Consider the following 12,403-nt stretch of genomic DNA (forward strand, 5'->3'; position numbering starts at 1 on the left):
TGTTCTTTTTAAAATTATTTTAATTAGAATTTCGCTGTCAAATTGAAACCAAAACGACGAGTTGATGGTGATGCACCTAAATCAAATCCTTGAACGTTTGAATCAGCAAAACTTGATAATACTTCTGGGTCAAAATTTAATCCTTTTAACATATTTGGAGCAACGAAGAATAGGTTACGCCCAGATAGTGAAAAGTTTAATGCACCTATGAATTTCAAATGCTTTGATAAAAATGCTTTTGGAACACGGTAACCTAATGTTACTTCACGAACACGGAAAACAGTTATGTCGTAAACATTTGTTTCATCAGCACCATAGGCACCAAATCCATTTGAAAAGTGTGAATCAAAAGCAGTAATTGGCGTAGTATTGCGAATTACTTTTCCATCTTGCAAAATTGGCTCATAGGTTTGTGGATCTCCATAAACTCCAGGAACTACTCTCATACCTTCTCTATCAACTGAACTCGCTAATTGTCCACGTAAAATCAAAGAGGCAGCCGTTACTGAAAACATTTTACCGCCTTTACGATAATCTAAAAGAGAAGATAACGTAAAGTTTTTGTAAGTAAAACTGTTTGTCCAACCCAGCGTGAAATCTGGTGCAGGATTACCTAAAATCTGTGATTGAGCAACGGTGAATGGTAGTCCCGTAGATTCGTTAATCAAAAGGTTTCCGCTTTTATCACGAGCATTTTTTGAACCATAAATCATTCCATAAGGTTGCCCTGGACGGAAAATAGTTCCTAAATTGTCGCTGCCTACGCCTGAAATAATTAACTCACCTCCTGGACCTGCATCAACTACTTCCGAGCGTAAACGAGTGAAAGCGGCAAATGAAGTCCAAGTAAATCCACTTTTCGTTTTAATTGGTACTAATGTTAAACCTAATTCAATACCATTATTGTTGATTTTACCAGCATTCACTGTACGGTAATCAAAACCTGATGATGATGGGATACGAGCCGTGACAATTAAATCTATCGAATTACGGTTGAAATATGCTAAATCAATACCAATACGACTGTTAAAGAATTGCAATTCTGTTCCAATCTCAAATTCAGTAGTAAATTCTGGTTTCAATTGCGGATTGCCAACTTGCGAAACTCCCGAAAGAGGATTTGTGTAACTTGCGGTTGCCGCTGCTGTGCTTCCGTTGTAGCCAGTATTTAAGAATAAATTGGTATTTGTTAAGTACGGAGGGGCATCTTTACCTACTGTTGCAAAATTCGCACGTACTTTACCAAAGTTGATAATTGTTTTAGGTAAATTAAAGGCTTCAGTAAATACTAAAGAACCTGTTACGGCTGGATAGAAATAGCTATTATTATTTGTTGGTAAAGTTGAAGAATGGTCATTACGTAAACTTGCCGTTAAGAAAGCGTAGTTATTGTATGACAAAGCTAATTCTCCAAAAATACCGTATAAACGTTGGCTTCTATTTTGCTCCAACGATGATTGTTTATTTGTTGCTCCTAAAATCAATAGGTTTGCATCAATAACTTCGTTATTACTTGAAGTAAAACGATTAAAGTTACGTTGATTAGCATTAAAACCAGCTAAGAACTTGACCCCAATTTTTTCATTGATATCTTTATCGAAAGTAGCCAAGAACGTAAAGTCTTGTTCAGTGTTATTCAAATTACTGATAGAAACCAAACCCTGTGGAAGTGCAATACCGCCTGGACGAACAACGTTGTGACGAGTCTCAGCGTAAGTATTTACTCCACCTTTTGCCAATAAATTTAACCAAGGAGTTACATCATAGCTAATGGCCATATTTCCAAAAACACGATTTACATCACTATTGTAAAGATTGTATTTTGAAGTTCGTATTGGGTTATCTAAGGCACGATAAAAAACATTTGAACCGTCTGCTGGATTTTCGGAAGGATACTCATTCAAATTGAAGTTACGTGGTAAGTAGAATAAACGGTCATAAATTGAACCAGAACTACCGGACCCATAATCCGCAAAATATGAAGCACCTGATTGCGGAGATTGTTGTGTTGTTCGTACATAATTTACATTTCCTGAAATAATAAACCCGTTTGTTAACTGAGCATTACCACCGAAGGTTAAATTTGTACGAGTTGTATTTGAATTTGGAACAATACCATCATTTGTAGTTCTTGAAACTCCCGCATTTAAAGAAGTTTTGTCACCAGTAGAGTTGATTTGGATTGAATTTTCAACTACTTTTCCTTCACGGAAGAAACCTCCAATAATGTCATAAGGCTGCAAAGGTACTGGAATTGCCAATCCATTTGCATCTAAAAATTGAGGAAAAACAGATTTGAAACGAGCAGCAGTGTACGGAACTCCTACTAATGGATGAGGAACTGTTCCTTCAGGATAACCAGCCACAATCGTTTTTGAATAACGATTGAAACCCAATTCTGCATTTAATCTATCCACTTCAGATGGAAATGCAGTACCCCAGTTACCAATAAACCCACCATTATAGTTTTGATTCGATCCCTGCGTATAAACATTCTGATAATCAGGAATTGAAGAGATTTTCTCGGTTGAATATGAAGTATTATAAGTTATCTCAATTCCTTTCTTAGCAGATTTTGTGCCTGATTTAGTAGTAATTACAATCACACCATTCGCAGCACGTGAACCATAAAGGGCAGCAGCAGCAGCACCTTTCAACACCGTCATTGATTCAACATTATTTGGGTCAATGTCGTAGGCTCGGTTTGAAGTTACAGTATTTGAACTGAATCCATCAACAGAGTTTACGGAGTTGTCAAAAGGAATACCATCCACAACAAATAAAGGTTGGTTATTGCCTGTAAATGAGTTTTGACCACGGATAGTGATTCTTGTACTTTGTCCTGGGGCTCCACCACCTGAGATGATGTTGACCCCTGGTACTTTACCATTCAAAGCACGAAGAGCATCTGGTTCAGATTTTTGAGCTAAATCATCCCCTTTCACATTTGATATAGCATATCCTAACGCTTTCTTGTCACGCTGAATACCGATAGCAGTAACAACGACTTCTGTCAATTGTTTTGTATCATTTGTTAATCTAACATCCACCACTGATTTACTTCCAATGGCGACTTCTTGGTTGGTTGTACCAACAAAACTAAAAACGAGTGAACCACCATCTGATGGAATCGCAATTGAATAATTACCATTAGCGTCGGTTGTGCTACCTTTGGTGGTTCCCTTCAATTGCACAGACACTCCTGGAAGACCTGAGCCGTCCTCGGCTGAGGTTACTTTACCCGATACCTTTCTGTCTTGTGCGAATACATTCACACAAAAAGAGAAAGCAACAAGAAAAGTCATGAGTAATTGTTTTTTCATGTACTAATTTAGTTAAGGTTGAAAAATGATTAAAAATAATATTAGTGTTCCGTAAAAGTATATTATTTGTACTAAACAAACAATACAAACATTAAAATGTTATTTGGTTTTATCTTTAAATTTCTCTGTTTCATAGGTATATTCATCCAGTTTGCCTTATTTTATTTTGTATTTTTTTGATATAGTGTATAAATTGAAAAATTGTTGTTGCAGTAATATTTTGATGTTTAAGTATAAAATACCAAATAATATACTAAATTGATAGAGTAAATACTTAATATTTAGAATAATATTTTTACCTCATTTTTTTTACCCTAAATTTTACCGCTATTATTAATGATTTTCATTTTGACTGATTTATGAGTTTTTAAAATTGTACTTTTCTTATATATTAGTATACTAATATTCGGCATTCATACGTTTTATTTTAAAATTAATGTAAAAAAAAAGCGAGCCAATTTGGCTCGCTTTTTTTAGTGAATTTGGTTATTGATACCCTTCGTTTTGCGTTAAATTTTTGTTAACATCAGTCTCCCTTAATGGAATTGGGAAAACTAATTTTGGGGAATTAAATGCCCACAATAGTGAAGTGCTACCAGATTTTTTGACAATCGTTTGTTTATTACGTTTGATGTCGTGAATCCAGTGACCTTCAAATGCTAACTCAAATCTTCTTTCTTTCAAGATGGTGGCTAAATCCATTGATGTATAAAGTTTAGCGGCTACTCTATTACGAAGTCTATTGATGTCTGCTAATGGCGTGGCTCCTACAGGAGTTCCACCTACTCGGAAGTTTCCTTCTGCACGGGTTAAATACATTTCTGCCAAACGAATTAGTGGAATATTGGCCACTAATTTTATCCATTTTGCGGTATAAATATCACCTGATTGATAAAAGAAATTACCTCGTTCATCCGAAACATCATAAGAATTAAGATGTTGGTCATTAATAATAATATCGCCACGACCCGAATAAGCAGTTGAAGCGAAAAATGTATTCATGCTGTTTATATAATCTTGGTCAGTTGCTTGAGTTGCAAAAATATCCTCTGTTGAATTAGCTGTATTATTAAAGGCTAAATCAAAAGTCTCAGTTAAGGTATAATTCCCCGTTGCAATTACTCTGTTTGCTGCTTGACGAGCGGCATCATAATTTCCTTGCATTAAGTAAACTCTTGATAACAAAGCTGCCGCAGTAGGTTTATTAGCAAAAAAACTGTTTTTGGCTGGTAACAAAGTTTCTGCACTTGTTAAATCAGCAATAACAGATTGATAAACTTCCGCCACTGTATTACGAGAAACAAAACTTGCATCCGTAATTTTTGCGGTTGGAATGGTCAAAATTGGAACACCAGCATTTGAAGCAGGCGTGCCATCTTGGTAAGTTTTTGCAAATTCTCTCACTAATTCAAAGTGCATCCAAGCACGAATTAATTTTGCCTCTCCTTCAAATCTCGCTTTTTTCGCTGCATCAACTACGGATAAATTAGCCAATACATTGTTGGCAATATTAATGGTACGGTATGAAACTAACCATGTAGCTTGCGCTTGTCCATTGGTTTTAAGCAAACTTTTTTCAAATATTTCGCCCGGAGCAACAAATGTTCCTTGCCATTCGATGTCGCCATTGTCAGCAATTAATTCTGCATCACGTTGGAGGTTTCCGCCCAAAACGTCACTATCGGTCATGGAGTCGTAAGCGCCTGTTAATAGGGCTTCAACATCGGATGATGTTTTCACCGCCGAGATAGCATCTACATCGTCAACGGGTTTAACATCTAATTTATCGGCGCAACTTGTCAGTATTAAACTGAAAGCTACTGCGAATATGAGTTTATTATTTATCTTCATGTTATTAATGTCTTTTTAATTAATTAAACCTTTTACCTACTTTCTAAATTAGAATCCAAGATTTAAACCTACGGTAATTGTTTTAGGTTGTGGTGCTGAATAGAAATCATTACCAGCCGCAACGCCCGTTAAATAATCAGTATTAACTTCTGGATCCCAACCTGTATATTTTGTGAAGGTCAATAAGTTATTTGCCGTAGCATAAATTCTTACTTTTGACAATTTCAATCTATCCGTGATTGATTTGGGAAGTACATATCCTAAAGAAACCGTTTTCAAACGTGTATAACTGGCATCAGATAAATAACGAGAAGATTCTGCCGTTCCGTTACCACCTACATAACGAGCTTGTGGTACATTCGTAATGTCTCCTGCTTTTTTCCAACGAGTCAATTGGTCGATAGTTTGGTTGTCATAGAAGTCACCATTTGCTGACATAAATTTACCCGCTCCGTTATAAACATCATTGCCATAAACGCCTTGGAAGGTGAAACTGAAGTCGATTCCTTTGTAGTTAAATTCGTTGGTAATACCACCAATCCATTTTGGATTTGGATTTCCAATTGGCGTATTTTCTGCAAGATTGACATCATTAGTTTTTGTTTTATCCAATGAACCGTCGGCATTTTTCGTATTTTTAAAGTACAAAGCATCTCCGTTTGCAGGGTCAACGCCCGCATATTCTGGTCCCACAAAAACCCCTAAAGGCTGTCCTTCAACCGCACGGTTCAAGAAACCGCCTGTGATAACTTGTCCTTGAAGATTCAAGATTTTGTTTGCATTGGTTGCTGCGTTAATTGAAGCTCTCCAAGTTAAATCACCAAATTTATTATCCGTTTTTAAGATAAATTCCCATCCTTTATTTTCTAATTCACCCACATTTTTCAATAATTGAGAGAAACCACTTGTTCCGGGCACGTTTACGTTCAACAATAAATCAGTGGTATGTTTTGAGTAATAATCAACCTCAGCCGAAATTCTATTATTAAAGAAACCAATTTCCACGCCGATGTCACTTTGAGCTGTTTTCTCCCATTTCAAATCTGGATTCTCTAATTGAGAAGGACGTTGTCCAGGTATTCCTGCATAACCTGCTGAATTTCCACCGGCATTTTGTGCAGAATAAAGACCTAAACTACCAAAGTTATTAATTTCGGCATTACCCGTGTAACCGTAACTTGCACGAACTTTCAAAAAACTAATTTGACGTATATCTTTCAAGAAATTTTCTTCTGAAAGAATCCAACCTACTGAGGCAGCAGGGAAGAAACCATAACGATTGTTTGCGCCAAAACGAGAAGAACCATCCACACGTCCGCTCAGACCTAACAAATATTTGTTGTCAAATTTATAATTAAGTCTTGAAAAATACGAAAGGAAAGTAAACGTTCTTTCAAATGAGTTAGCGTCTGCTTTTGTCGCTCCTGAAGCAATTGTTTTGTAAGCATCACTTGGAAGGTTACGTCCAGTAGCATCAACAGAAGTTCTTTTTGATTGTTGATAACTCATACCTGCAATTACATTCAAATCGTGCTTTTGGTCGAAGATTTTATTGAATGTTAAGAAATTGTTGGTATTGTAGTTGAAAATATTAGCGTTGTTTTTATAGACTTCACCATTTGGCTGACCAGAGTTTCTGGCTGTTTTCTTTCCAAAATATTGGTCATCATTTCTGAACGACATATCAAAACCATATTCTGTACGGAACGACAACGCAGGAATAATACTCCATTGTCCATAAACGTTTCCGAGTGTACGATAAGTCTCGGTGGTATTACTTGAATTGTTGACGTTCATCAATGGATTATAATACTGCGTTACGTCTGCACCATTATAAGTATCCGCATAATCACCAGTACGAGGGTCAATTACGGGAGCCATTGGTGCTAAAGCGATAATTTGCAATGGCGTTGAGAAAGCATTATCGTTCGATAAACGAGTGTTGAACGTTCTGGCAATGCTGGCATTAATACCGATGGTAATTTTATCAGTTGCTTTATGGTCAAGATTTAAACGGCTACTGATACGCTCAAAGCTATTTTTGATAAGAATACCATCTTGTTTGCTGTAAGAACCCGACGCATAAAATTTAGTTTTGTCAGTACCACCACTAATATTCAAATCAAGTTGGTTGATGCTTCCTTTTCTAAAAACTTGGTCTTCCCAATTTGTATTCGTATAATTAGCAGAGGTAGGATCAGACCATCTTGCTTTCTCACCAACGGCATAACGAGTAAAACGATTTTCACCACCTGAAACAGAGAATCCTGAATTTACACGAGCTTCGGTAAAAAGTTCAGCGTATTGAGCCGTATTCAAAAATTGACGATGTCCAGTTGCTTCACTTACGCCAGAAAAATAGTTTAAATTAACGCTTGTTTTACCTGATTTACCACGTTTGGTTGTCAATAGAACTACGCCATTCGAGCCCCTTGCCCCATAAATAGCCGCCGCTGAAGCATCTTTCAAAATTTCAATTGATTCGATGTCATTGAAGTTAATATCAGCCATTGGGTTTGGCGTGTTTGGTGCCGAACCTGCCGCTGTTGTAGTCATCGGAATACCATCAATTACATAAAGGGGCTCATTACCTGCCGAGACAGAAGAAGCGCCACGAATACGCATTTTGATACCTTGACCAACTTTACCGTTCCCTGATTCTACAAAAACACCCGCTGCTCTACCTTGAATCGCTTGTTCGGTTGATAATACGGGTAAATTTTCGAATGATTTTGAACTAATTTGTGCTACGTTACCCGTCAAGTTACTTTTCTTTTGAGTTCCATAACCAACAACTACAACTTCATTTAATGCATTCTCGCTTTCCATTAAAGAAATGTTGATAATACTTTGACTTCCAATTTGGATAGATTGTGAATTGAAGCCAACTGAACGAATTTCTAAAGTACTTTTTCCAGAAGGTACACTTAGTGCATAATTTCCACTTGCATCCGTTGAGGCACCTTTACCCGTGCCTTTTATCTGCACACTGACTCCTGGAAGGGGAGAGCCATCTCCCGCTGAGACAACTTTTCCTGTAATTCGACGGTCTTGAGCAATCATGCTCAATGAACAGCCAAAGAACAATATGAGACTGAATAATAAATTTTTGTTCATGAAGTTTGGGGTTTGTGTTAATAATAATTGTGATTAAAATTTATTAAAAGTAAACAATTTAACGTTTAAGTAGAACTACTTAATTATGTCCTTGTTTAAACAATGTACTTTTCAAAGATAATTCTTGTTTCCATTAAAGTCAAAGCAAAAAGGTCTGAAAATTTAACATTTTATTAATATTTATATTAAACTATAATTTAAGATACTGTTTTTCAATAAGTTACAAAGATAAAAATTGTACTAAACTATTTTGAATACATAATTTCTGGTAAAGTTAACTGGCTGGCATACTCGTAGCCCGCTTTAAATATGCCCGTTGCTTTTCGGATATCATAAGGGTCGAAAAGTTTGAGTTCAGGCGGTTCAATCACAAGGTCGCATTGCGCTAATCTCCCTTTTGAGTTATTATTAATCGCTAAAAATAAAGACTTTTGAACGATGGATGACATTGATTTTGGCATTTTTTGCATCCCAAAAGGATTACAATGACTGCCAATAATAAAGTCGTATTTTCCTATCAATGGTTCGATTGGCATGTTATTTAAAACACCGCCATCCAGTAAAATCGTTGAATTGAACGTAATTGGCTCAAAAAGCCCTGGAATGCAACATGATGCCATGACGGGTTTCAATAATTCTCCTGAAGAAAAATAAACCGTTTGACCAGCATATAAATTGGTAGCATTGACCGTTAACGGAATTTTTAAAAGTTCAAATGAATTATGCGGAATATATTTTAGATAAACTTCTTCTGCTTTTTGCATACGGAGCAAGCCCGAACGACTCCATGCAGGACGCATTGCTCTCAAAGTAGCCGTCGAAACGACAATCTCAAAAATATGGTCTGGCGAATATCCTGCTGCAAACATTGCCCCCACAATTGACCCCGCACTGCAACCCGAAATCCCCGAAATCTTTATTTTTTTCTCCAGTAAAGCCTTTAATACCCCCAGATGAGCTATTCCTCTTGCACCTCCGCCCGAGAGAACTAATCCTATTGTCATAACTTATTTTATTGTTCGTTGTTTCTTAAAATTATATCCCCAAGTGGTTTATTGTTTTTAAGCTAATGTTGGGTAATTTACACAAAAAACTAATATCAATTTAAGATAAAAAATACTAAATCATGATTTTACATTCAATAGATGCTGGATATTTTAAATTAGATGGTGGAGCAATGTTTGGCGTAGTTCCCAAAACATTCTGGCATAAATTGAATCCTGCCGACGAAAATAATCTGTGTTCTTGGGCGATGCGTTGTCTATTGATTGAAGATGGTAAACAACTCATTCTTGTTGATACGGGTATGGGTAATAAACAAGATGCTAAATGGCAAGGCTACTATTATCGACACGGCGATGGCGATTTGGTCAAATCTATTCTGGCAAAAGGGTATTCTGAAAACGATGTTACCGATGTAATTTTGAGCCATCTACATTTCGACCATTGCGGAGGAGCCGTTAAGTGGAATTCGGATAAAACCAATTTTGAAATGACTTTCCCTAATGCTCGTTATTGGTCGCATTCAGCGCATTTTGAGTCTGCTATGCATCCAAATCCACGGGAGAAAGCGACATTTTTTAAAGACAATATTATACCTATTCAGCAAGCAAATCAATTGTTTTTCGTGGATAAAGTCACAGAAAAGCCTTTTAAAAATATTGAATTTTTATTGGCAGATGGACACACTGAAAAAATGTTAATGCCAAAAATTTCTTATCAAAATAAAGAGATTTTATTTATTGCAGATACCATTCCTTCCCACGCTCACGTGCCAGTGCCTTACGTAATGGGCTATGACATTAATCCGTTGGTAACGATGCGAGAAAAAGAGAATTTATTAAGTCAAGCTTGTGAAAATGAATGGATTGTGTTTTTTGACCACGACCCAATTTATGATTGTGCTACGATTCAGAAGACAGAAAAAGGCTTTGTTTTGAAAGAAAAAGGGAGTTTTGGGACGTTTCTTTGATAAACTTAAAATTTTGTAATCTGACTTAATTTTAAGTTCAAAACCTACTTTCTCTTCTGCCAAAATTTCCACCATTGCCTCTCATTTTTCTCATAAAAACAAGCGTTCGGAAGCGTTGGAGGGCGATTGAAAATTGGAATGGATAATCCAAAATATAAATCTGTTCCACGAGGTCGATTAATATTTAAAAAACTGCCTAAATTATCAGTTCCTAAAAATAATGGACCCAATCTTGCCCCAATGCCAAAAGTGAAAGTGCTATAATTATCTAAAAGGGCGAAAGGTACTCCCACTTCAATCCGTTTGCCTTCCCAACGAGGTGTGAATGATAAAGAAGCAGGCATTGTCATACTTAGAGAATTGTTACCTCTTAACCCTTGTATCCACAAACTATTGATATAAAATCTATCCCTTATGTGGTAATCTACATTTATTTGAAAGGCCGTTGGAAGCCCCGTCGTAAAGCTATTGGAACTTTTATCATCACTCAATCCTAAAATGGGGTTAACTCTCTTAAAAACATCGTCTGTACCTTTAATTTGACTAATATCGGCCGAATTAAAAGCCTTATTTTTTACATCAATAACCCAATTTCTTACATAGGCTGGATTATTATAATTTATTCCACCAATATCTAAAATGGATATTCCAACTTTAAATTCATACTTATTTTTGCTTGGGTCTAATCTACGGATTCCCTTTTCTCGATAAGTATATTTCCGAACTTCTGGACGGTATTCATAAATAAATCCTACATCAATTCCCCAACCACTTCCAGCCGACTGATTCCCGAAAATCCATGGAATTGAAAGTGTTATATTTTTAAAAGCATTTTCGGTTATATAACCATCTTCGGCTTTTAAATTATTAACCCGTAAAATCTGCTTATTAGGCTCAGAGGGATCATTTATGATATCATAATTTGCTTCCTGAACATTGACATGAGCATTATAAATGCCTACAACTCTCTTTAAAGTAATTCCTACTTTTATAAAATCTTCGTCCTCATCTTTCAAGATTTGTCCGTATGATATTCCGAATTCTGCGTAACTATTCATATTCAAATATGAATTTGATACGGTAAGGTTTTTATTTTTAAGTAGTAAGGTATCCGTTCCCAAACGAATAAGATTTGCCAAAGACGATGATACACCATTAAAATTTATGACCGTTCTTATGCGGGTAAGCAAAGCAAAAGAATGTTTTGAATTAATCGTATATAAAAAAGATGGCCCTCTTAAATCATCCAATGAATTTAGATGATACGGTTCGCCATCGGTATTAATATCATAGTAGGAATTTTTGAAAACAATTATATTTTCGGAATTACGATATTCTTGCCCAGCTGAATTTGTAATAAGTTTGAGCATGGAGTAAGGCGCATTATATCCAACATAATTGTTAGAAATAAATATATCATTGCCAACTAAGTTGACGTATAATTTGTATCGTGAATCGGAAACATTCGCAGGATTATTATAGATTGAATTAGTACCCGCATAATTACTACCCGAAACGCCAAGCCATTGCTGCGCTTGAGCAGAAAGAGTAACAAAAACGGATAAGAAAATGGCGGTGAAGTTTTTTTTGATACTGATTAATTTACGCACAGTTTATTTTGATAAGTACTCGTTAGAAGTTAGTTTATGTTTAAAGGTATTGTAATTACTTGATTAACAGTAAGTTACAATATTGACGCCTAATAACTAAATCCTAACCTTTACTTAAAAAGCATTTGTTCACAATTTTTAAAGTAAAACGTCTATGAACAGAATTTTCTAATATCAAAACCTTAAGTTCATAACATTGGAAAGTAATATTGACTTGAGCAATTAATTTGATATTGTCGCTTACTTCATAAAAAGTGTTTTGAGGAAGAATTATTTTTATGTTAATTTTTTCAAAATTTTAGACAAAAATAACAATGTTAGCAACGATTAAGAAATATATACTTCTTGAAAAAGGGGAATAATTATGTAATATTACAGTAAAATTCAATTTTTTGTTGAAATACTTATATAATCGACAACTGAAATAATTTAATGCCATTTTTTTTTAATAATTATTAGAAACGTCATTTATAAATAATAAATTTGCAAATGACTATTTGAAGAATTAGTAAAGTATTTATACCAAAATA

At 35.5% G+C, this 12,403-nt stretch carries 6 protein-coding genes; 1 reads left to right on the top strand and 5 read right to left on the bottom strand.

All coding sequences use genetic code 11. From position 1 onward, the window contains the following. Positions 1 to 23: 23 nt before the first annotated feature. From AC1W31_RS14700 to AC1W31_RS14715, 4 genes are all read right to left on the bottom strand, one after another. Positions 24 to 3,323, bottom strand: coding sequence for a SusC/RagA family TonB-linked outer membrane protein (locus AC1W31_RS14700; protein ID WP_481735228.1), 3,300 nt, complete (start codon positions 3,321 to 3,323; stop codon positions 24 to 26). A 486-nt stretch (positions 3,324 to 3,809) separates the two neighbouring features. Further along, positions 3,810 to 5,174, bottom strand: a complete 1,365-nt coding sequence (locus tag AC1W31_RS14705; RefSeq protein WP_481735229.1) for a RagB/SusD family nutrient uptake outer membrane protein — start codon at positions 5,172 to 5,174, stop codon at positions 3,810 to 3,812. 48 nt (positions 5,175 to 5,222) lie between these two features. After that, entirely contained in the window at positions 5,223 to 8,291 is a 3,069-nt protein-coding gene (locus tag AC1W31_RS14710; RefSeq protein WP_481735230.1) for a SusC/RagA family TonB-linked outer membrane protein, read from the bottom strand. A gap of 245 nt (positions 8,292 to 8,536) precedes the next feature. Then, positions 8,537 to 9,295, bottom strand: coding sequence for a patatin-like phospholipase family protein (locus AC1W31_RS14715; RefSeq protein ID WP_481735231.1), 759 nt, complete (start codon positions 9,293 to 9,295; stop codon positions 8,537 to 8,539). A gap of 122 nt (positions 9,296 to 9,417) precedes the next feature. Between AC1W31_RS14715 and AC1W31_RS14720 the strand changes: the two genes are divergently transcribed. Continuing rightward, positions 9,418 to 10,263, top strand: a complete 846-nt coding sequence (locus tag AC1W31_RS14720; RefSeq protein WP_481735232.1) for an MBL fold metallo-hydrolase — start codon at positions 9,418 to 9,420, stop codon at positions 10,261 to 10,263. 44 nt (positions 10,264 to 10,307) lie between these two features. Here AC1W31_RS14720 and AC1W31_RS14725 read toward each other — a convergent pair whose 3' ends face one another. After that, positions 10,308 to 11,873 carry a DUF5723 family protein gene (locus AC1W31_RS14725; RefSeq protein ID WP_481735233.1) on the bottom strand — a complete coding sequence of 522 codons (1,566 nt, stop codon included), beginning with the start codon at positions 11,871 to 11,873 and terminating at the stop codon, positions 10,308 to 10,310. Between the last annotated feature and the right edge of the window lie 530 nt (positions 11,874 to 12,403).

It is taken from the genome of Arcicella sp., assembly GCF_964672035.1.

Excerpts from the sequence above, each read along its gene's own strand:
- AC1W31_RS14710 (WP_481735230.1), bottom strand. The coding sequence starts at position 8,291 with ATGAACAAAAATTTATTATTCAGTCTCATATTGTTCTTTGGCTGTTCA.
- AC1W31_RS14720 (WP_481735232.1), top strand. The coding sequence starts at position 9,418 with ATGATTTTACATTCAATAGATGCTGGATATTTTAAATTAGATGGTGGA.
- AC1W31_RS14705 (WP_481735229.1), bottom strand. The coding sequence starts at position 5,174 with ATGAAGATAAATAATAAACTCATATTCGCAGTAGCTTTCAGTTTAATA.
- AC1W31_RS14715 (WP_481735231.1), bottom strand. The coding sequence starts at position 9,295 with ATGACAATAGGATTAGTTCTCTCGGGCGGAGGTGCAAGAGGAATAGCT.
- AC1W31_RS14700 (WP_481735228.1), bottom strand. The coding sequence starts at position 3,323 with ATGAAAAAACAATTACTCATGACTTTTCTTGTTGCTTTCTCTTTTTGT.